The sequence below is a fragment of the Nocardioides potassii genome (assembly GCF_021648885.1).
GTDB lineage: Bacteria > Actinomycetota > Actinomycetes > Propionibacteriales > Nocardioidaceae > Nocardioides > Nocardioides potassii.
Map to the genome: position 1 here is coordinate 75,565 of NZ_JAKJHZ010000007.1, position 20,739 is coordinate 96,303.

Annotated in this window: 20 protein-coding genes; 5 read left to right on the forward strand and 15 right to left on the reverse strand. The window is 69.0% G+C overall.

The window, feature by feature from the left end; translation table 11 throughout:
• The first annotated feature begins 8 nt into the window (after window positions 1–8).
• Window positions 9–503, forward strand: a complete 495-nt coding sequence (locus tag L2K70_RS11155; protein WP_236401912.1) for a hypothetical protein — start codon at window positions 9–11, stop codon at window positions 501–503.
• Window positions 504–515: 12 nt separating this feature from the next.
• Here L2K70_RS11155 and L2K70_RS11160 read toward each other — a convergent pair whose 3' ends face one another.
• Entirely contained in the window at window positions 516–2,402 is a 1,887-nt protein-coding gene (locus tag L2K70_RS11160; protein WP_236401913.1) for a hypothetical protein, read from the reverse strand.
• A gap of 261 nt (window positions 2,403–2,663) precedes the next feature.
• Between L2K70_RS11160 and L2K70_RS11165 the strand changes: the two genes are divergently transcribed.
• From L2K70_RS11165 to L2K70_RS11175, 3 genes are all read left to right on the forward strand, one after another.
• Entirely contained in the window at window positions 2,664–4,664 is a 2,001-nt protein-coding gene (locus L2K70_RS11165) for an ATP-binding protein (RefSeq protein ID WP_236401914.1), read from the forward strand.
• Between the two features lie 62 nt (window positions 4,665–4,726).
• Window positions 4,727–5,770: a DNA cytosine methyltransferase gene (locus tag L2K70_RS11170; protein WP_236401915.1), complete on the forward strand. Its 1,044-nt coding sequence runs from the start codon at window positions 4,727–4,729 to the stop codon at window positions 5,768–5,770.
• 236 nt (window positions 5,771–6,006) lie between these two features.
• Window positions 6,007–7,506 (forward strand): hypothetical protein, encoded by a 1,500-nt coding sequence (locus L2K70_RS11175; protein WP_236401916.1) that lies wholly within the window; start codon window positions 6,007–6,009, stop codon window positions 7,504–7,506.
• 351 nt (window positions 7,507–7,857) lie between these two features.
• Here L2K70_RS11175 and L2K70_RS11180 read toward each other — a convergent pair whose 3' ends face one another.
• From L2K70_RS11180 to L2K70_RS11240, 13 genes are all read right to left on the reverse strand, one after another.
• Window positions 7,858–9,090 carry an ABC transporter permease gene (locus L2K70_RS11180; RefSeq protein ID WP_236401917.1) on the reverse strand — a complete coding sequence of 411 codons (1,233 nt, stop codon included), beginning with the start codon at window positions 9,088–9,090 and terminating at the stop codon, window positions 7,858–7,860.
• Window positions 9,083–9,796 carry an ABC transporter ATP-binding protein gene (locus L2K70_RS11185; protein WP_236401918.1) on the reverse strand — a complete coding sequence of 238 codons (714 nt, stop codon included), beginning with the start codon at window positions 9,794–9,796 and terminating at the stop codon, window positions 9,083–9,085. The genes L2K70_RS11180 and L2K70_RS11185 overlap by 8 nt, the downstream gene beginning before the upstream one ends.
• Window positions 9,796–11,082 (reverse strand): efflux RND transporter periplasmic adaptor subunit, encoded by a 1,287-nt coding sequence (locus L2K70_RS11190; protein WP_236401919.1) that lies wholly within the window; start codon window positions 11,080–11,082, stop codon window positions 9,796–9,798. The genes L2K70_RS11185 and L2K70_RS11190 overlap by 1 nt, the downstream gene beginning before the upstream one ends.
• Window positions 11,079–11,990, reverse strand: a complete 912-nt coding sequence (locus L2K70_RS11195; protein WP_236401920.1) for a hypothetical protein — start codon at window positions 11,988–11,990, stop codon at window positions 11,079–11,081. The genes L2K70_RS11190 and L2K70_RS11195 overlap by 4 nt, the downstream gene beginning before the upstream one ends.
• A 223-nt stretch (window positions 11,991–12,213) precedes the next feature.
• Window positions 12,214–12,630, reverse strand: a complete 417-nt coding sequence (locus tag L2K70_RS11200) for a hypothetical protein (RefSeq protein ID WP_236401921.1) — start codon at window positions 12,628–12,630, stop codon at window positions 12,214–12,216.
• Between the two features lie 94 nt (window positions 12,631–12,724).
• The gene (locus L2K70_RS11205) at window positions 12,725–13,261 is read right to left on the reverse strand and encodes an RNA polymerase sigma factor (RefSeq protein WP_236401922.1); all 537 of its coding nucleotides are present in this window, start codon (window positions 13,259–13,261) and stop codon (window positions 12,725–12,727) included.
• Complete coding sequence (locus tag L2K70_RS11210) at window positions 13,258–14,202, reverse strand: hypothetical protein (protein WP_236401923.1); 945 nt, start codon at window positions 14,200–14,202, stop codon at window positions 13,258–13,260. Before L2K70_RS11210 ends, L2K70_RS11205 begins: the two co-directional genes overlap by 4 nt.
• Entirely contained in the window at window positions 14,189–14,689 is a 501-nt protein-coding gene (locus L2K70_RS11215) for an RNA polymerase sigma factor (RefSeq protein WP_236401924.1), read from the reverse strand. The genes L2K70_RS11210 and L2K70_RS11215 overlap by 14 nt, the downstream gene beginning before the upstream one ends.
• Window positions 14,690–15,105: 416 nt before the next feature.
• Complete coding sequence (locus tag L2K70_RS11220; protein ID WP_236401925.1) at window positions 15,106–15,735, reverse strand: cytochrome c biogenesis ResB family protein; 630 nt, start codon at window positions 15,733–15,735, stop codon at window positions 15,106–15,108.
• 30 nt (window positions 15,736–15,765) lie between these two features.
• The gene (locus L2K70_RS11225; RefSeq protein ID WP_236401926.1) at window positions 15,766–16,008 is read right to left on the reverse strand and encodes a helix-turn-helix domain-containing protein; all 243 of its coding nucleotides are present in this window, start codon (window positions 16,006–16,008) and stop codon (window positions 15,766–15,768) included.
• Window positions 15,999–17,102, reverse strand: a complete 1,104-nt coding sequence (gene dcd / locus L2K70_RS21160; RefSeq protein WP_268930519.1) for a dCTP deaminase — start codon at window positions 17,100–17,102, stop codon at window positions 15,999–16,001. The genes L2K70_RS11225 and dcd overlap by 10 nt, the downstream gene beginning before the upstream one ends.
• An 88-nt stretch (window positions 17,103–17,190) precedes the next feature.
• Window positions 17,191–18,186 carry a hypothetical protein gene (locus L2K70_RS11235; RefSeq protein WP_236401927.1) on the reverse strand — a complete coding sequence of 332 codons (996 nt, stop codon included), beginning with the start codon at window positions 18,184–18,186 and terminating at the stop codon, window positions 17,191–17,193.
• Window positions 18,187–18,220: 34 nt separating this feature from the next.
• Window positions 18,221–18,733, reverse strand: coding sequence for a hypothetical protein (locus L2K70_RS11240; protein ID WP_236401928.1), 513 nt, complete (start codon window positions 18,731–18,733; stop codon window positions 18,221–18,223).
• Window positions 18,734–19,096: 363 nt separating this feature from the next.
• Between L2K70_RS11240 and L2K70_RS11245 the strand changes: the two genes are divergently transcribed.
• Window positions 19,097–19,330 (forward strand): hypothetical protein, encoded by a 234-nt coding sequence (locus L2K70_RS11245; RefSeq protein ID WP_236401929.1) that lies wholly within the window; start codon window positions 19,097–19,099, stop codon window positions 19,328–19,330.
• Window positions 19,331–19,427: 97 nt separating this feature from the next.
• Here L2K70_RS11245 and L2K70_RS11250 read toward each other — a convergent pair whose 3' ends face one another.
• Window positions 19,428–20,036, reverse strand: a complete 609-nt coding sequence (locus tag L2K70_RS11250) for a hypothetical protein (protein WP_236401930.1) — start codon at window positions 20,034–20,036, stop codon at window positions 19,428–19,430.
• Window positions 20,037–20,739: the final 703 nt, after the last annotated feature.

Below are 20,739 nucleotides of genomic sequence, written 5' to 3' on the forward strand. Positions count from 1 at the left end.
GTGACGACGTGGACACCGAACGCGGCGACGAGCACCAACCCCTCACGCCCGCCGAGCGGCAGTTCCTGCTCGACTCCGGGGCTCCGCCCGACTCCTTCGACCCGGCGGCCCAGGCCCGCGCCCGGGCGTCCCTGCGACGGCGGGCCGACGAGACGCGCCGCAAGGCGTCACCCGAGCTGACCCTCGCCCAGGCGGCCGGTCTACTCGGCGCGACCGAGGCGCAGGTGACGCAGTGGGCCGCGGAACTCGACCTCTACTCCCGCCACACCGAGAACGGTCTCAGCTTCCCCGAGTGGCAGTTCCCCCACGGCCAGCGACTCCCCGGCCTCAGGCCCGTCCTGCGCGAGCTCGGGCCCCGCATGCACCCCCACAGCGTTGAGGGACTGCTGGCCGAGGTGCCCCACGAGGAGCTGGACAACCTGACGGCCGTGGAGTGGCTGGCGCGCGGCAGCCCGACCGAGCCCGTGGTGTGCCTGGCGGAGTCCAGCCACTACGACATGTGAGTCAGATGCGGCTCAGCCTCCGTCGGTGGGGTTGCCCGGGACGCCGACCGTAGCCTGTCCACCGGCGTCGCCGTCGACCCCGGGGACACCTGAACCGTCGGACACCGGCTGAGGGTTCGCGCCAGTCCCGTCGGGGGCGTCGGCTGGGTCCGTCGGGTCGGTCGCGTCGTCCGGGTCGGGCGGGTCGGGCGGCTCGCCGAAGAGCAGCCTCCGCCAGTCGAAGTCGGGGTCGTGGTCGCCGGCGACGAGGCGGGCCTCCCACTCGACCAACCCTCGGTCCCCCGGCATCTCACCGACGGCGTTCGCGGCCAGGACGACCGCCTCGTCGTGCCTGCCAGCGCGCTCGAGCTGGTCCGCGGCCTCGAGCTGGATCAGCGCGTCGATCGCGGCCGGCAGGGGCGCGGCGCCCTTGGCTCGCCTGGCCTCGGCCCGCGCCCGGGCCATCAGGGCCCACTCGTCGACCGACCACTCGGGCACACCGTCGCCGGACAGGATCGCCGCCGTGAACGCGGCCGGGGACAACGTCTTGAGCGCGTCGGCGTGGTCGCGGACGAAGTCGACCGCCTCCGGCCGGTGCTCGGCGGGATCGACCCAGGCGTGCCAGAGAGCGTGAACGGCGACCAGGGCGGTCCTTGCCTCCCCGTCCGGCAGCCCCGGCACGGTCGCCTCGATCTCCCTGCACACGGCGTCCAGGGGGATCCCGTCGGAGTGGTGCCCGCCGATCCAGCCCATGAGCGCCTCCGCCAGCCCCTCGAGACGCTCGCCGGCGGTCTCGACCAGCGAGCCCGTGTGCCCGATCCAGTACTGCGGCGCCACCCGCATCTCCACGAGTCCCGGCAACGCGTCGCGGTAGTTCCACGGTTCCGGGGCGGGCTGGTCCGCGTCGGCGACGTAACGGCGGACGACGTGCCGCGTCAGGCGCCACAGCCCGGCGAGGGTGAGGACCCGCTCGACGCGCGGCTCGTAAGCCGTCTCCGCGCCGTCGGTGAACAACCAGACGCCCTCGCCGAGGTCCTCGAGCACGTGACTGCGTCGTGACCTGATGTCGTAGGCAACGGCGAGCAGCCGCTCCATGTCCGGCTCGCGCGGCGGCGCCGACGCGCCCGACGCCCCGTGCCTGTAGTAGTCCGCCGACGTCCGCGCGAGCGTCGAGGCGACGAAGCGTCTCCTCAGCCCCGCCCGGTCGGCCTCGAGGACCGCGGAGCGGACCCTGTCCGCGTCGCCGGGGTCCAGACCGGCCAGCGCGGCATCGAGGATCTTCCTCTTCGAGCCGTCGTAGCGGTCCCAGGTGACGGGCGTCGAGAGCTCCGCGTCCGAGAGCGACTCGAGCGCCGCGACCAGGTCGGTGTACGCCCCCATCGGGTCGTCGAGGGCCCGGCGTGTCGCGCCCACCGATCCGCGGATCGCGCGCATCACCCGCGCGAAGTCCTCGCGTCCCAGCGCGAGCAGGTCCTCCATGAAGGCGCGCAGGTCGGCCAGCTCCTCGGCCGTGATCACCTGTCGCGGCTCGAACAGGCCGGGGAACAAGTCCCGCGCGGACCGCCCTCGGGCGGCGCCGTTCCCCATCACCAGCCGACGAACCTGGTCGTGGTCGCGGCTGAAGGTGCGGTTCATCGCGAAGGTCATCACGTGGGCGAGGTCGTCGACCAGGTCGGTGCCCCCGGTCGCGATCAGGTAGTCGTCAGTGCCGTCCGCTCGCTTCTTCTCCAGGCGGTCGACGACCTCGAGCATCACCGAGGAGACCGCGCCCGTGTCGGAGGACGGGATGACGGTGCCCACCGGCAGGGAGACCGGGTCGGAGCCCGGGAAGAACGCGTTGCCGTACGCCGTGTAGCGGTGAGTCGTCTCGTTGAGCGGCGCGTCGTCGCGGAAGAATCGTCCGGCGGAGACCTGCAGCATCAGTTGCCCCCGCAGCTCGCGTGGGGTGCTTGCCTTCGGTCGCGACACCGTCCCATTCTCGTCGTCGGGACCAAACCGCGACGCCGGACGACGGCCCGGCGCGTGCTCGTCCGGTCGTATCGGTCCGGTGGTCGCGCGTCTCCCGCCGACGGCCGCGCCTGCGGTCGTTCCCGGCGCCGGCGCGTCTGTCGGCACGGCGACGCACGTCGCGCGGCCAGACGCCACGGCGCGCCACTAGTCTCTCGTCATGAGGTCAGGACGTTGAGCCGCGAGCTGGAGATGTCCTTCGCGGGCTCTCTCGTCAAGCACCTGGGGCTGCAGATGTACTCCGGTGCCGTCCCCGCCCTGGCGGAGCTCGTCTCGAACGCGTGGGACGCAGACGCGACGAGGGTGTCGCTGACGATCCCGCTCGACACGCCGATCGGGCCCGACGCGGAGATAGTCGTGCGCGACGACGGCGAGGGCATGTCGTTCTCGGAGGTGCGCGACAAGTACCTGCTGCTGGGCCGCGACCGCCGCGAGGCCGACGGCGACCGCACGCGACAGTCGAACCGGCCGGTGCTCGGGCGCAAGGGCATCGGCAAGCTCGCGGGGTTCGGCATCGCGCGCGTCGTCGAGGTCTGGACAGTCAAGGACGGCCACCTCACCGCGTTCCGGATGAACTACGACGACATCACCGCAGCGCGGTCGGCCGTCGCGGCCTACAGGCCCGAGGTGCTGCACGACCGCGCGGTCACCGACGAGGACCCCCTCAGCGGCGGAACGATGATCAGGCTCAGTCGCATCCAGCTGAAGAACAGGGTGGGGCGAGAGCGCTTCCTGCGCGGCCTCAGCCGCCGGTTCTCCCTGCTCTCTGCGAACTTCGTTGTCGAGGTCAACGGCGAGGAGCTGACCCGGGAGGACATGCCGCTGCAGTTCCGGTTCCCCGAGAGCGGCTACGAGGTCGCCGACGTGCCCGGTCTCGGCACCGTCCAGTGGTGGGCGGGGTTCACCGAGCGACCGATCCAGGTTGAGGAGGCGCGCGGCATCTCCGTCCTGGCACGGGGAAAGATCGCCCAGTCGCCCTTCTTCTTCGAGCTCGCGGGGGGCGCGCAGAGCCAGCTCGGGCTGCAGTACCTGACCGGGGAGGTGTTCGCCGACGGGCTGGACTCGGACGAGGCGGACCTCATCGCCACCGACCGCGCCAGCGTGCTGTGGGAACACCCCGTGGCCGAGCCCCTGCTCGAGTGGGGACAGGCCAAGGTGCGCCAGCTCCTGCGCGACTGGAGCCGCCTGCGGCAGGAGAGGCAGGTGGAGCGGCTGCGCGGCTCCACGCCTTACATGAGCATGGTCGAGAAGTTCCCTGCCCGCGAGAAGCGCGAGCTGCTCTCCGCGATCGACACGCTCTCGCGCATCGAGACCATCGAGAACGAGCGGCTCGACGAGATCGTCAAAATCCTCATCCAGGCCTACGAGAACGACCACTTCCTGAACGTCATCCGCGCCCTCCGCGACATCGAGGCGTCCGCGCAGGACGAGATCGTCAAGATCATCGAGGAGTGGGACGTCATCGAGGCAGTCCAGACGGCCCAGCTCGTCAGGGGACGCGTCGAGATCATCAAGACCTTCGAGGCCATGATCGCGGAGCGGGTACCCGAGAAGCCCGACATGCAGGACTTCCTCAAGTCCCACCCCTGGCTCATCGACCCGGCCTGGCAGATGATGGCGCACGAGCGATCGCTCGAGAACGTGCTCGAGGACCACTTCAACAAGAAGAAGCAGCGCAAGAAGCGCGGCGGTCGCCGCCTCGACTTCCTCTGCCTCGCCGACTCCTCGCACGCCGTCGTGGTCGAGGTGAAGCGCCCCGGCGACAGGGCAGGGGTCACCGAGCTGCGCCAGCTCGAGGACTACCTCATGTACCTGCGTCGCCGCAACGACGAGGTGACCGGCGGACGGTCGAAGCGTCACAGGATCTCCGGGGTCCTCATCCACAGCCGCATGGACGAGGACGGCCGCGAACTCGCCGAACGCCTCGCGAAGGGGGGAGACGCCATCATCGTCACCTGGGACTCCCTCCTCGAGACCGCCAGGCGCCTGCACGGGGAGTTCTTCGACCTCATGGTCTCGCGGGCACCGAGCGACGACCCCCGCGTCGAGGCCCTGCTGGGATTGGAGGACGAGCCGGACGCCGGGTCGAAGCAGGGGGACGCTGAGCGGTGGGACGCCGAGCCTGCCGGTGGAGAGGGCGAGGGTCCTGCCGAGGCGCCGCCGGCAGAATCGTGACACTCTCGAAGACGCGGCCGGATCTCGCCACTCCCGCGCCTCGTGACCGTTAGGATTTCGCGGTGCCCGCACCGACCGCGATCGACCTCTTCGCCGGCGCCGGCGGTGCCACCCAAGGTCTGCGGGACGCCGGTTTCCGCGTCGTCGCCGCCGTCGAGAACGACGCCCACGCGGCGGCGAGCTGGCGTCTGAACCACCCCGGGAAGATGTTCGAGAGCGACGTGCGCGAGGTCGCCACCGCGGACCTCGCGGCGCTGCTGAACGGGGCGCGGCTCGACCTGCTCAAGGCGTGCCCGCCCTGCCAGGGGTTCTCGTCACTACGGGGGGCCAACGACCCCGACGCCGCGCGCAACGACCTCGTGCTCGACACGATCCGTCTCGTGGACGGTCTGACGCCCCGCGCCGTGCTCCTCGAGAACGTCCCCGGCCTGCGCCGCGACGCCCGGTTCCCGAACCTCGTCGCCGCGTTGCGCGAGCGCGGGTACGGGCTGCGCGACTACCTCGTGGAGGCGAGCGCGCTGGGCGTCCCGCAGCGCCGCCGCCGGCTCGTCCTCATCGCCGTGGACCTCGCCGGGTCGACGCCACCGCCCGACACCCTCGACGAGCTCATCCCCCCGTCGCGCAGACCCGACGGCGTCACCGCCGGTGAGGCCCTCGCCCGCCTGAGCGACGCCCTGCCGGAGGGCGACCCGTGGCACCGGTGGCGGCAGAGCCGCCCGGCGGTGCGCCGGCGTATCGAGGCCGTACCGGTCGACGGGAACCGCTTCGACCTCCCGGCCGAGCACCAGCTCGAGTGCCACACCCGCCTTGGCAAGCAGGTCGCCACCGCGAGCTACGGTCGCGTGAAGGCGGGTGCCGTCGCGCCCACCATGACGACCCGGTGCACCACGCCGTCGTGCGGCAGCTTCATCCACCCGAGCGAGGACCGAGGCCTCTCGATCCGCGAGGCGGCCGCGTTCCAGACCTTCCCCCACGACTACCTGTGGTCGGGAGGGTACGACTCGGTGGAACGACAGATCGGCAACGCGGTCCCGGTAGGCATGGCCCGAGAGTTGGGGAGCGCCGTCCTGCGACTGCTCGACGGCGAACTCCCGGACGCGGATTGAGCACCGGCCCCGCAGGCGCGGCCGGACCAGCCGAACCACCGCCTCCCGACACCGACCCCGCAGACCCCGGAGTCGAGCCGGGCGTCGAGCCCGGGGCCGACTGCGGGGCCGATTCCGCCGCCCTCGCGCGAGAGAACGCCACCCGCGACGTCGCCTGGATCGGCGAGGCCTGGCGCTGGTACGACGTGCCCTACCGCGTTTGCGGTTGGCTGGCCACCGGGTGGCGGCGCAGAGCCATGGGGTGGCGCGTTGCCCGACACCTCGGCCGGTGGCGCGACCGGCTCACCGGGTTCAACGACCTGGAGCGCGAGCGGGCCGCGCCGCTGGACGGCTGGTTCGACAACCTGATCGTCCCCAGCGACGAGCGGGTGGCGCAGGGCGGCGTCTGGGTGGTCGAGGTGTTCCCGCCGAGCATGTACGGCCAGCTCGTGAAGTCCCTGCGGCGCAACGGCTGGGACCGGGACGACTTCGTGCGCCACCACGACAGCTCCAACACCGAGCGCGTCGAGCAGGCGCGGGCAGGTCGGGGTTGGACGTGGTGGCGACTCGGCGAGGTGGTGGGCCCGCGAGCCGCGTCGTCCGGCCCGGGCACCTACCGCGACGTCCTGCCGCCGGCTTTCGATTCCGTCGACCTGCGCGCGACCCAGGTCGGCACCAGCCTGACCATCGTGTCGGCCCTGTTCCTCACGAGCGAGATCGGCATGGGCGCCCTCGACGAGACGTGGCACGCGACCCACGAGCCGCGCGTGACGTGGAGGGGGTTGCGCCGGCCCACCGTGGAGGGACGTCACTTCGCGGCCATCCGAGCGGGCCAGTCGGAACGTCAGCGGTTGCATGACTCGGCCCGGGACTGGCTGGCGGAACGGTGCGCGGGTTCGTTCGCCACATCCCCCGGACGGCACCCCGTGATCGACATGACCCTCTTCGACCGCTTCGACCCGTGTTCCGAGTCCCCGTCGCGCGACCTGAGGGAGGCGCTCCGAGCGCTCGGATTGGCGGATCTCGACTTCGGTCGCTACGAGTCCCCCCAGATGCCGGGACTCGCCCTGGTGCAGTCGCCGACCGTCCCGAGCGGGTACGACGTCCTCCACAACTGCTGGGGCGCGGTCGGCCAGGCCGACCGCGTCGTCGAGGTGAACGAGTGGCACGGCTACCCACAGCCCGACAACGCCGCCGATGTCGCCCACCGCTTCAACGACGAGCTGAGGTCGTTCGCGCAGTACCTGGCCGTGCACCGGTACCTCGACAACCTCGGGACCGACTACGCCATCGCCCGAGACGCCGCCTCCCGCCAGCATCGCCGTTTCCGGAGTCGTGAGCTCAGGCTGCTCCGGCGCCGGGTCCTCACGACCGGTCTGGACCTGGCGACGGTCGGTCCCGACACCGCGCGGATGTGGGACGAACCCTGGCGGTCGTTCGTGCCTCTCGAGATCCTCTGGAAGGAGGCGGACGCCGTCGACGCGGGCGAGTCAGCGGCCGCCGGTGTCGACTATCTGCGAGAACTGGCTGGCCTTCGGAGCACAGCAGTCGACGAGCTGCGCGTCGCCGACGCCGCGTACAGGGACGCGCTCGTCACGGCGGCGTCCCTGGGCGCGAGCCTCGACGCGAACGCGACGGGGCGGTGGGCCCTGATCGTGTCCGGCGTCTCGCTGTTCGTGGCCACCGTGACGCTCCTCATCGCGGACGTCGGCAGCGAGACTCTGTGGGGACAGCTCATGTCCTGGCTAAGGGCCTGACCGTCCGCCCCCGCAGCGAGCCCGGACAAGGCGAGTGGTGAGCTGTCCGGCGCGGGTGCGAGTTCGACGACGCGCGTTCGCGAGATGCGGCCCCCGGCCACGGTCTGAATGCTGAGCGTGTCCCGCCGCACGCCAGAAGGTCTTACGCCGCCCGCACTGAAGCCCCTGCAGAGCATTTGCCCCGGTGGCTGCTGGTCGCAGGCGCGCGCGGGCGCGGCCGGCCCCGCTGCCTTGCCGGGGCCATCGCAAAGATTGCGCCGCAAAGTTCGTCTTCGAACCGCGCGCGCCGCTGGGGCGTCGAACTTGTCATGGGGTGCAGGATGCTTCGGTCAACCGCGCCGAGCTGCCACCTCAGGTCCCGACCCGTAAGGCTTCGAGCGGTTGGACTCGTGCGGCTCGGATGGACGGGTACACCCCTGCGAGAACGGCCGCACAGGCGCCTAGAACGGGCCCGCCCAGTATTGCCTCCGGCGGGACCACAGCTGTCCAGTCGGCGCTCAGTGACGCGGCCAGGATGACCGATATGCCGAGCAGCGAACCGATGGCGCCGCCCACCAAGCCCGTGATGGTCGCCTCGGTCAGCACCTGAAACGCGATGTGCGCTGGCCTGGCGCCCAAGGCTCGGCGCAGTCCGATCTCGCCGGTGCGTTCAAGGACGGTGACCAGCGTGGTGTTGGCGATGCCGACCATGCCAACGACAAGGCACACGGCCGCCAGCAGCATGAACAGTCGGGTGATGTCGGCGTTGACGGCGTTGCCGAGCACCCTCGGGTCCGGCGGCGGGGTTACGTCGAATCGCTGTGGGGCTGCCGGGTCGATGGCGTGGGCGAGCTGGTCGGCTACGACCTGGCCTGCGCCGCGTTCGACGCTCACCCATCCCTGGGGCGAGGTGGAACCGCGCGGGTCGCCCCACAACCTACGGGCGGTGAACGCGGGCACCAGCACGTTGTTGAGTAGTTCCGAGTGGCGCTCGACGCTGTCCATGACACCGATCACTGTGAAAGAAGTGCCGTTGACCGTGATGGCGGGACTGGACTCCAGGTGATGGATCCCGTACCGATCGGCGACCAGGGAGCCGATGAGGGCCACTCTTGCCTCCGCGCGATCCACGATCGGGTCGAAGAGCTTGCCTTCACGGACGCGGGCGCGCGCGACGTTCAGCGCGCCAGCCGAGACCGCCATGACTCCGACCCCGCTGTCGCGCTGACCGCTCACTCCCAGCACCTGCGTCGGGGAGACCGCGCTGGTCTCCTGCGGGAGCTGCCAGACGAGACCGGCCTGTTCGACTCCGTCGATTTGCTGGACTCGCTGCTCGAAAGCCGGTGGAAACGCCAGGCTCCGTACGGTGACCGGGTCCGCCACCTGGGAGACGGTCACCTCCGTGGCCGAGAGCGCGTTGAACCGCTGGTCGATCTGAGCGCGCGCGGTGCTCGTCAAGCCGACGACAGTGATCAGGACGCCCACTCCAAGCACGGTCCCGGCGGCGGTCAGCACGGAGCGCAGCCGCTTGGCAGCCAGGCTGGCGACGGCCTCGTCGACCAGGCCGAGCTTGTCGATGGAGATGCCCTTGGCGCGCTCACGCATCGCGCCGCACCTCCCCGTCCTTCACTCGTAGTTGGACCGAACCGACCCGGGCGATCGACGGGTCGTGCGTGACCATCACCAACGTCAGCCCGCCGGACTGCAGCTCGACAAGCAGCTCGACGATCGCGCCGCTGTTCTTGCTGTCCAGGTTGCCTGTCGGCTCGTCGCAAAGCAGGATCTGCGGATCCGCGACGAGCGCGCGTGCGATGGCCGCGCGCTGCTTCTCGCCCCCGCTGAGCGTCGCGACCGTCTTGCGGGCTTTTGATTCTAGGCCGACGCGGGCGAGCCGATCCGCCGCGCGCTCCATCCGCGCGGCACGCGACAGGCCCGAGTAGAGACCTCCGAGCATGACGTTCTCGAGCACGCTCCGACTGGACATCAGGTGGAACGACTGAAACACGAAGGACATCTTCGTGGCTCGGAGCTGGGTCCTGAACTTGTCGGAGGCAGTTGCCGTGGGAACGCCGTCGACGACGATCTCGCCGCTGGTCGGGCGGTCGATCAACCCGAGAAGGCTGAGCAGGGTCGACTTCCCGGAGCCGCTAGGACCCGCGATGGTGGTGAGCGAACCGCTGGGGATGTCGAACGCGGCGTCGCGCAGAGCCTCGAAGGAGGTCGGGGACGACGCGTCTCCGAAGCGGCGACCGGCCCCCTGGATGCGATAGGCCGGCCCGTGTGGTCGGACCAAGCTCTCGGACGTGGTCATCACGCGCTCCCCGAGTCCGTGCCCACAACGACCGCGTCCCCCACTTGCAATGAACGGCGTTCGCTCGTCGTGACGCGGACGTAGCCGTCTCCGGCGAAGCCGACCATCACCTCAACAGGTCGAGCTTCGCCTTCTGAGACCACGTGCACGAGGGTGGTGCCGTCGGCAGCCGTGCTGACCGCAGAAACAGGCACCGTGTAACCGGCTCCCTCGGATCGTGCGGTTTCCACGATGACGCGGGCGTCGGCGCCAAGCCAACGGGCGCCCAGCGGCTTGCTGGGACGGATTACGAACGTGGTTCCCGTCTGGTCGGACTCCGCAGCCTCCTCACCAGCCGCGGCGGCGGACCTTGACGCGCGCAGCACCCGCCCGCGACCGGATCCCGAGGGACTGAACAACATCTGCGCGCGGTCGCCGAGACGGATCCTTTCCGCATCGGCGCTCGTGGCCGTGCCGCGAACGACCAGCGGGCCGCTGGCCAGGGTGAGCACCTTGTCTTCCACCACGTCACCGACTTGCACCGAGACGTCACTGACCCTGGCCGGCAGGTCCGGGACGAAGACCAGCTCGCCGAGCACAACCTGGGCGCCCGCTTTGGTGTATGCCTCGCCGGCGGCTGCCTGGGCGCGCGCGAGATCTTCCTGGGCGAACTGCAAGCTCAGCGGGTCTGACTCGGTCTGGCGCAGCTGGGTGAGGTTGCGCGCCGCTGATCGCACGGCTTCCTCGGCGATCTCCACCTCCTCGTCACCGACGCGCTGGGGCTGGTATCCGTGCTCCTCGTACAGGGCCGCCACCGCTTGGGAGGTAGATGGTCCGAACACGCCTCTGGCGTCGTTGGTCCAGTGTCCGGCGCCGCCGAGCGCGAACTGCAACTGCCTCACGTCCGGCCCGGTCATTCCGGGCGACATCGTCCGGTACATGGGGATGCTGCCGCGCACGACGATGAGCGGCCGACCGCTGATTTCGGCGAGGAGGTCGCCCGCCGCGACGGTGGATCCTTCACGCCGGCCCAGGCGCGTGAGGACGTTCGCGTCGACCCCGGCTGCCTGCTGGGCGCGCACGACAGTCTCGAACTGCGGGGTGACGACGGCGTCGAAGGCGACCGTGCGCCGCACGGCTTCGCGCGTGACGGGCGCGGTCAGTGTGGACGGTCGCGGAGGGGCGGCATCGGCTAGTGCCTGGGCCGGAGACTTGATGAGGTTCCCGGCGGCGAACCCGAGCGTGACTGAGGTCAGGACAAGCGCAAGACCGACTCCAAGGAGACGGTTCGCGGGACGGCGGGTCACTGCGCACCCTCCAGGATGGAACGCGCGCGGTCCAGCTGATCGTTGTGCTGCTTCAGCGACGCCTGGAGCTCGCCCTCGTGCTCGTCGATCAGGCGCTGCTGATACGCCACATCGACCGCGTGCCAGATGTCGACGTAGTCGGTCTCGAGGGCGCACCTCAGGTCGAGCTTCGCCATCTTGAGCTGCACGGCGGGCGACGCGTCTTGGACGGAGTTGCCTGCGTCCCAGCGGTGGGTGAAGTCGTAGCCCCTCTCCTGCATGCACGCTGACCACTTCTCAGCGGCCGCGAGAGCCCGCGAGTCAGCCATCGTCTGCGCCCATGACTGCGCGAGGATGTCCTCGACGAGGGTCGCGCCTCCTGGTGCGGCGTCGCCACCCCACACGGTCCTGAACCCCTGCGCGCCGCATCCGCCCTCGGGCAGTGTCTCGCCGTCAGCGCTCTTGATCTGGCTCGGCTGGCCTGACGCGGTGTTGCCCGTCATGATCTCGGCCTCCAGGGCGGACGGGTTCCAGCCCCCGGCCTTGTCGTTGCCAGCGTCGGCGGCCGACGGCGCGGGCCGGTACCCGTAGCGCGACACCTCCGACTTGTTGATGACGCCGTAGCGCCGGACGCTGTCCAGCTCGATGAGACTCGGCTGGCTGGTGACGGAAACGGTGGCCTGTACACCGAACTGCGAGGCGCAGTCCTTCTGGGCGACGTTGACGGCCGCGAAGATGGCCTTGTCGTCGTCGGCCGAGCTGGCGTACCGCGCCACCGGCAGGTCAATCTGCGTGGAGTTGGCGACGTGCACGACCTCGATCGCGGGTTCTCCGGCCTCTTGCCCCTTGGCAGAGCTGCACGCGCTCACAGTGAAAACGGCCATGGAGGCGATGAGGAGGGCTGAGGAACGGCGGTGGGAGCGGTTCATGATGTTCCGATCTCTTGGGGGTTCTGCTCCCTTCATGTCCGGCGGCGGGCTGGCTGTCCAACCGTCACCTCGGGTTTTTCGCATCCGATGGGCGAGCCTGGGTCCTTCGGTCGACCGCGTGCACCGGGGAGTCGTACTCGTCGAAGCGGGCGCGCCGCGTCGAGTCCGATCTGCACACGCAACAGGACCCGCCTCATCAGGAGGCGGGCCCTGTTGTCGGCAGTCAGCTGAGCTGGAACGAGGTGGTGAGGTTGTTGAGGGCGCCCGAGAGTGTCTGACCACCCGAGCCGTAGTTGATCCAGCCGGTCAGCGCGGTGTCGAAGCCGGCGTAGCGGAAGAGCTTGGTGTCACACGAGTTGTAGTCCTGGGCGTACGACGCGGCGTTGTCCCACGCGTAGCTGGCCATGTTGCTGATGGAGAAGTCGACGTCGCCGGTCCCGCCGGTGCAGTCGCCGCTTCCGTAGCTGCGGAAGAAGTAGCCACTCCCGTCCACGTTCTGGCGGAACTGCCCACGCAGGACGTTTCCGTACTGCGTCCCGACGCTCACGTTGGCCGTGGCCTCGGCGTGCGCGGGAACGGCCTGCATGACGGTGAAGAGGGTGCAGGCACCCAAACTGGCTACAGCGGCCTTCTTGAGCATGTTGTCTCCTTGGCGGTGAGTGATGAGGCTGGGTGCCTCTACCCCTCACCTGTTGGCGGGCCGCTCGAAAGCAACAGGAGAGCAACAAGTCTGTTTAGTGGTCTAGAACAGCTTCCATCCGCTCGGACTCTGCGCTAAGCGCGTCGCGCAGGCTCTTCTTCGCGACCCCATAGCGGCTTCTCACAGTCGAGGCGTTCAGACCGAGGACCTGTGCGGCTTCGTTGAGGGACAGCCCATCCCAATGGACGAGTCGGACAAGCTCGCGCTGCGACTCCGGGAGACGTGAGACTGCGTCACGCACGGCGCCCATCTCCGAGTCGTCGGGGGCTTGCGGGGTGTTCCTGATCGTGGAGCGCAGTGCGTCGGCGAGCGTGTGCCGCCGGCGCGCTGTGCGGCGATGATTGGACAGGACGTGGGCGGCAATGGTGTACATCCAGGCGCGCCGCCGGTCCGATTCCCACTGCGAGGTCTTGTCGATCTTCTTCCACGCGATCAACAAGGTCTCGCTGAGGAGATCTGCAGCGTCGTCGCGGGGGTCTACACGTCGCTCGAAGTAGCGCAGAAGGGCTGGCGAGGTCTCGCGTAGGAACTCGCGAGTCTCGGCCCGCTCGTCAGGCGAGAGCCTCGTCACGGTTGCGACCCGTAATCGCAGTTGTCGAACGAGGTGATGGTGACGAGAGCGGGGTCAATGCCTCGGGCCTCGAGTTCGCCCTTGAGGCGTGCGTAGAGCTCCGCGCCGATGGCCAGCACCTGGATTTGCGTCTGCGTGTCGGGTCCCGCGCTGTCGGGTCCTGAGGTGTCGGCCGTCGCCCGTGAGTAGTCGTCGACGGCGGCAGCAACGTCGATCCCGTCGGTGTCAAAGGTCGCAAGGAAGCGCTGTGCCGCGATCATGGCGTCCGCAGCTGCGTCGGAGTTGTCGTCGAGGGGTGTCACCGCATAGGTGGCAGTGCAGCCGCCGGCAGCGCTTGTCATCACCTGCACGTGACGAGCGCTCGGGTCCGAGGGCCCCCAGTGCGGGAGAAGTCCGGCGGCGTTCGCGGCCGCGCCTGCTCCGAAGGTGACGGCCGCAAGGGCGGCGCCGGCGAGTAGGCGTGCCGGCCGACGGCGGCGGCGACCTCCGCGCTCCTCGGTGTCAGCGACGAGGAAGTTGAGCGTGGTGGACAGCTGGGCCGTCGAAGGGGTGGTGGGCGGAGCACTCCTGGCGAGGAGAGCGTCGAGCGAGTCGTTCATCCGGACCTCCGGGGTCATGTGCCTGTCATCCTGTACATGTCCGGTCGGGTCGGCGTTGTCCAAGAGGTCCGACGTTTTTTCGAGATCGGTCCGCCGGAGCGGTGAGATCGAGGCAGGGGACTCATCGGTCGGTATTGCCAGGAAGTCGGCCGCCGATGTCGTCTCGTGCGCAGCCCCGGCCTCGCTGCTCTGCTCGTTCGCCAAGAGGAACTCCAAGCGACGGTCAACGTACTCCCGGGATGCCTCAATCTCGCGCCGTACCTCGGCGCTGTCGCGGTGCCCCAGACTCCGGAGCAGGTCGTCGAAACGCGACTCCTCCTGTGCGAACTCATCGTCGCTCATCTGCGAGCACCTCTTCCGCGGCTGCTTGGAGCGCTCTCCGGGCGCGCACAAGCCTCATCCCAGCCGCCTTGTCACTGCAGCCGAGGATCTCAGCAATCTCCGAAGTCCGGAAGCCATCAGTGTAAAGGGCGATGATCCGGCGCTCCTCTGGATGGAGCTGCTCAGCCAACTCCTCGACCAGTGACGAGGCCTCCGTGTCGACGCGACCGCTCTTCGCCTCATTCTGGAGATTGCTTAGCAGCCTTGATCGCGCCTGCTCCGAGCGTATGGCGTTGCGCATGTGCCCTTCGAGTACTCGGAACAGCAGACCGTGCATCTGTCGCATCTCGGCGTCGCTTCCGGGGTCCTGCAGATGCTTGCGCCACAGCGTCACGAACGTATCCGAGACCACCTCGCTCGCGGTCTCGGCACTGAGGCGGCGCCTTGCGTGCCGGAACAGACGAGCATGCGTCTCATCGACCAGAGTGCGAAATGTGTCTTCTCGCATGACTGCTACTCAGACCTCGCCGGGGCCGCGCTCGCTCCCCTGCGCCGGAGACACTCCGGGAGGCGGGCATCTGGGCGAGCTCCCCGGTCGTGTTCCACCAGCAAGCCGGAGCTTCGAAAGACGCAGCGCAGGTAACGAGGTTGCACGAAATACCTTTCCGAGACGCGAGCCATCCCCGTTCGACTCGCTTGCGCGCGCCAACCTAACCGTGCCGCGACCCCGTTGTTACCTCTTTATACTTCTTGCTACTTCTCGAAGGGCTAACCGCGTCGTCAGCCAGCGCTGACTCAGATTCGGACCTGTCTGCTGTCCATGTATGGGACTAGCACCTCGACATTGGTCATGAAGCCCGTAGACCACGCCCGCAGCGGCCACACCTTGGTTGCTGAGGGTCTCCCACTGCGGGTCGGTCACGATCACACCTCTTCGTCCTTCTTCAGTGCTGTCACGATCGCGGCCAGCTCGTCGCGCCCGTTCTCCGGGTCACCCCCTGAGGACCGGTCGAGCCGGGCCACCTCCACCAGTGTGCTCCCGTCCTCGCGACGGCGGGCACGCACCCACAGCCGGCGCGGGCGCACGAAGAGCGAGCCGAGCAGGCCGAGCAGCGCCAGCACCACGCCGGTCAGCGCGACGAGCTTGCCGGGGGTCCGGCTGATCTGGATCTTGTTCCACCGCTCGAGGCGGTCGAAGATGACGCTGCCGAGGCCGTCGGGGAGGGTGAGGGTGTCGCCGGGGCGCAGGTCGAGGCGCAACGGCTGGCCGTTGGGCTTCATCACTTGGGTGGTCCTGGCCTTGTCGAGGACGTAGACCGAAGAGTTGCTGCCGTCGTCGAGGCCGACGTCGCCGGTGTAGACGAACAGCGACACGAGGGGGTCGATGGCGTTGCCGAACGCGGAGGCCGGCATGGTCAGCTTGCCGTCGGCGTCCTTGCCCATGGCGAAGGTCGGGTAGAAGGTGCCCTCCAGGCCGATCTGCGTGGGTCGCGCGTCGGCCGCCTTGACCACGCCGAAGGACTCGAAGGTCTGGGCGTTGGTGGGCAGGAACACCTGCGGTCCGCCTTGGGCGCGGTTGCCGCGCTACTCCGCGAAGAGCTGCCCCGGCTCCACGTGCAGCGCCTTTGCCAGAGCACGGACGCGGCTGACGCCAAGGTCGGCGCGCCCGTTCTCGAACTTGTTGAGGTTGACCCGGTGGAGCCCTGCGGCCTTGGACAACTCTTCTTGCGTGAGGCCGCGGTCCAGCCGAAGTTGTCGAACTCGCGCACCGACCCGCGCAAGCTCCTCGGCGCGCTGGGCCTTGACTTCTCCGGTACCTAGTTCCATGGCGCAACGACCGTCTCGGACGGTGCGACGGCCAAGGCCGGGCGCGCGACTAGCGAGAGTGTGATCAACCCGCCCTCCATCCCACCTGGCAACTGGGAAGGGCTCCCCACCTCGTTTGCCGAGGTCAGGAGCCCTTTTCCAGTTACATGGAGCGATTCAGGATTTACCCTGAACCGCTCCATTGACCGAAGGACGGCAAGGTCCGGATCCTGGCGCACCCGAGAGAACTGCGGCCCCGTCGGCAGCTCGTACTTGCTCGGCACCGGGCCGCTAGCCGGGTGCGCTCGGGTGAAGACAAGTTGTGCGATGCGCTCGCCGGGCACCAGGGTCAGCGGCATCTGTCCTAGGTTGGCCAGCTCGAGCGTGAGGCAGCCGACGAACCTCGGTTGCACCTGGACCGCAGTGGCCGACAGGAGGCCCAGACGGCCGTACGAGGAACGGGTGATGACCTGGGCGGTGAGGTCCCCGGGCAGGCGCAGGTACTCCAGAGTGCTCGCCAGCACGAGTTGACCGGGGTGCAGGACGAAGGCGCCGCCCCAGTCCTTCTCGACGGCGACCTGCATCTCGCGCGGCTCCTGGTCGAGTCGCATCGCGCTGAACGACTCGGTGGAGGTGCGCTGGAAGGTGATGAACTCACGACCGAGCCTGACGTCCATGGCGGCACCGGAGACGACGAGCGTCGTTCTCGGCGAGACCACGATCGCCTGACTGTCGGGCCGCTCGATCTCCGCGACCTCGTCACCGAGGCGCAGGCGGCGGATGATCTCCGGCTCGGTCAACACCCCGCCGCCCGCGCCGGCGTCGTGACTGGAGTCCTCAATGGCCTCCGCCTGACCGTCCGTGCCCCGCTCGGAAGCCGGGCCGAGGCCGTCGCCGGCGCCGTGGAGGGTTTTGACGCCCTTGCGCCACAGGCGGCAGAAGTCGAGGTCGTCCAGGCTCTTCGCCACCAGGTCGTTGATAGCCCCGAGCCGCGCGGCTTGGTCGGAGTCGCTCGAGCGCAGCAGAAGCTGGGTGGCCACCCAGCCCGCGTTGAGAATGTCCGCACGCTTGACTCGCCTGCCCTGCGCGTGCTGACCGACCGGTAGTCCGGACATCAACCAAGCGACGAGTTCTGAGACGACGTCCTCGCGATCGGCGGCGTCGTAGGTCTTCGTGGTGATGCTGGAGAGAGCGGCGGTGAAGTCAGACGCGTGGTCCAGCAACGTGTCGGCCAGACGCGGGACGACGGGATTGCCGCGTCCCGGCAGGTCGGAGCGGTTCCATCGGCGCCAGGCTTCGATGAGCTCGCGATACGTCTCCCCGGTCGCCGAGAGCGCCCCGAGCATGAGCTCCACGCGCACCCCGGGGGGGCGGGTGAGAGCCCAACGTGATCGCCTGGTCGGCCGAGACCGACGCGAGAAAGTCGCACTGCGCAGCGATCGCGGCCGGCCCGAAGCTGCTCACCGCGTATAAGTCGCACAAGACCTCGCGCGCCCAACTACGGAGCACCTCCGTCAGCTCGGCGGTCGTCACTCGAGCTGACGCCGACCCGGTGTGGTCGTCGTCTTCCTGCTGCCACGCCTCCACCTCGGCAGCATCCAGCCACGAGTCGACGTCCATGTCGTCGACGAGGTCGCGCGTCCTCTCGGCGATATGGGCGACCTCATGACCCACCGCGATGGGCGTCCACAGGGCCCGGCTTCCCTCGATCGCCGGAACGCTGAACACGTGCACCTGCTCGGGCGGCGGGTCGAGCCCCGGCAGGACCTCCGGCCGGTACAGCGTCTGCCACAACGCGACCGGGTCGGTCTCGAAGTTCCCGGGACCACCAACGGTGATCAGCGGGCGCACGGTCGACTTGCCGGACGTGCCCAACTTGTCCAGCTCCCGCTGCACGGCTCGCACGAGGGAGACCGGCGGCGGACGGTCCCGGGCGAACAACAGATCTGCGTAGTCGGTCAGCGTCGTGAGGTAGCCGAGCAGGGGGCGCAGTCGAACCAGGACGTCCTCGTCGTCAACTGCCCGCTCACACTCGGCCGCGGCCTGGCGCGCCACAGCGTCAACGAGCCCGCCGACCTGCCTGGCCGCCACAGTGCGGGACTGGTCGCGCAGCCCGCGGCTGACCGCGAGCCGGTCGAGCTCGCGTCCGAGCGCTTCGGTGCGCAGCAGCAAGGCAGAGAGCATGGTCGTGGTCATCACGAGCCCGAGCGTCAGCTAGAGGTCGGCGTGCGGGTCAGGCGGTCCGCCCGCCCACCGTCTCGCCCGCCCTCGCGATGCGGCTCAACAAGGTTCCAGACAGCGCGCCGAACAGGGCGACGAGGTCCTCACTGTCCTTCATGGACAGCGGGAGGCTTTCATCCAGCACCCGGTCGAGCCGGTCGGCGACTCCTTCGACGGCGTCGGCTTGATCCTCCGGACTCGAGTCGCTGCGCGCTGCGCGTGCGCCGGGGGCGGCGAGCGCCACGAAGGCGTGCGTCCACGTCGCATAAGTGGAGTCGGAGGACGGCCGCCAGTGGTCCCTCAACTCTTCGGCGAACGAGCGAAGCAGGGTCTGGGTCTTCGTCACAGCCTCACGTTCCCTGTCGTCCAGGGCCAGGTCGTGCGCGCGCCGCTTCGCGGCCGAGGAGACAAGGGCAAGGAGGGCGCTGGCCGCGATCTCGCCGCGTCGACGCGCCGCGACCCCCTGGGAGCTCGCCATTCGGAGGCCGAGGTGAGTTTCGTGGCGTACCTGCACAACTGCTCCCATCAGGAAAGGATACCCAGAGGCCGGGAGGGCGGCTAGAGTATTTTCCGTTTGATTTTACATGCCGCCGCGCCGACAAGATGTGTCATCTGTTGCGCGTGGCGAACGCCGAGGTGAGCCTGCGGATCTGGACCTCGACGCGGTTTCGCGGGTGTTTCTGTCGTATTACCTGAGAGAGGGACGCCGATGGGAGAGGTGAGGCGCCTGCGAGCGACACCTCCGGCGAGCCCCGTTTCGGGCGGCCGCCCGCGGTGCTCGCGTCCCTCCTGCGCCGCCGAGGTGCCAGTCGGCAAGGGCGGCCCGGGCCGGCCTTCGAAGTACTGCTCGTCCGCGTGCGCGCGAGCGTTCGTGGCGGAGAAGCGCGAGGTGGACGCCCGCCTGCGCGACCTGCTGGCGCTCGCGGAGCAGTACGGGCCGGTGCGCGTCGTGAGTGAGTCCACAACCGCAGCTCCCACGATGGCGGAGATGCAGGTCGTGGAGGCCGCGCGAGACGCGTTCACGGACATGGATCGCGCACAGAACCTTGCGCCCGCTTTCCTTGCCCAGGTTGAGGCGGCGCTGAATCTCGCCGTCGAGGTGATGCGTCGATCACTCCGATAACGCGTGTCGTCTTGCGCCGCGGGCCAGAGGGTCGGGACACCGGACGACGCGTGCTCGTGGTCGCCAGTTGGCGACTGGGGCGCGCGGGCGCCCGCGCTCAGCCGATGCGCACCGGCACCTTTTCGCGATGCGTCGACCCGTCCGGGCTCTTGCCCTTCGCCACCACTAGGTACATCCCGCGCACGTGTCTTGCCGGCGGGGTCCATAGCACCCGGCCGCGATGCTTTCCGATGGCACCGTGTCCGTTCGTCTTGAACAGCCGGGCCGTCTCATTCAGGCGCACGCGCCTTCCGTTCGGGTCGACCAGCCTGATGCGCACCTCCGTTCGCGGCATCCAGCGCCGCGCGCCGGTCAGAAGGAGCCGCTCTCTCCTGTCGACCGCGACTGTGACCTCACCGGGCTGCTCGGGGGCGGGTTCGCCCGGATCGTCCTCCGCGTCGTTGGGGCAGACGTCCCAGCCGAGATTGGACGTTGCCCTTGCTACCAACCCAGCGCAGAGGAGACCCCCAGGGATGACGAATGCTCCGAACCCGGCGAGAACGGTCAGGACAGTGAGGGAAGGCAGAATGTCCTTGAGGGTTTTGATGAGTTTCGCGGCCGGGGTGAGGTAATCAGTTGCCTGCTTGGCCTTCCGATGCCAACCAGGTTCATTTCCCGATCGAGTCGCAAGCGGACTGGCTCGCCCAGCTTCAAGTTGCTGCGTCATTTGGAGATTCTCCAAACGTAGTCGTTGCTTACCGGTGCCGCAGGGGTAGCGCGGCAGGGCGATCCACTGGTTTGAGTGGACCGCTTGGTTCGCGCAGGAGGGTGGTCAGGTGATGACCGGGCCGTCTTCAGACGGGGGTTGAGTCCGATGTCAGCTTCCAGTGGGTTCCGACCACCGGGAGATTCGTACCCGCAACAGGCGAACCATGGTGTGCAGCGCGGCCCCAACAACGGGGACGTCGTACCCAAGTTTGAGGGCGACGCCGAGCGCTCCGCAACTGCATCCCGACCGTCGAGATCGGGCTCAGTGGCTCGCCAAGCGCAACCTGACACGGAGTGTGACCTAGGTCACACTTACGTGGCGAACTCCAGCCCCATAAGAGCCACACCGACCTCACGGAGGCGACGTGGTTAGGGCTGGAGCTCGTCTTGAAAGGTGGTCGATCGGACTCGACCCTCCTGCGCCCGGGGAAGCAACGCCCCGAAGCAACGGTCGACGCTAACGCCGGGTGAACGTCGTCCGCAACGGCTGTCTACCCTGTTTCCCGTAGTCCAAACTGACTTTTTCGGGTAGTCCGAACTACCTGGACGAGCACGGGAGCCGTGCCGGTTCTGACCCGGCCGCACCCGGCACTTCGCGTACGCACGCCAAACAAGTCATCCTCGGCGCTTGGTAGGAGCACTCGCTCGCGCGAGGCGTCCCG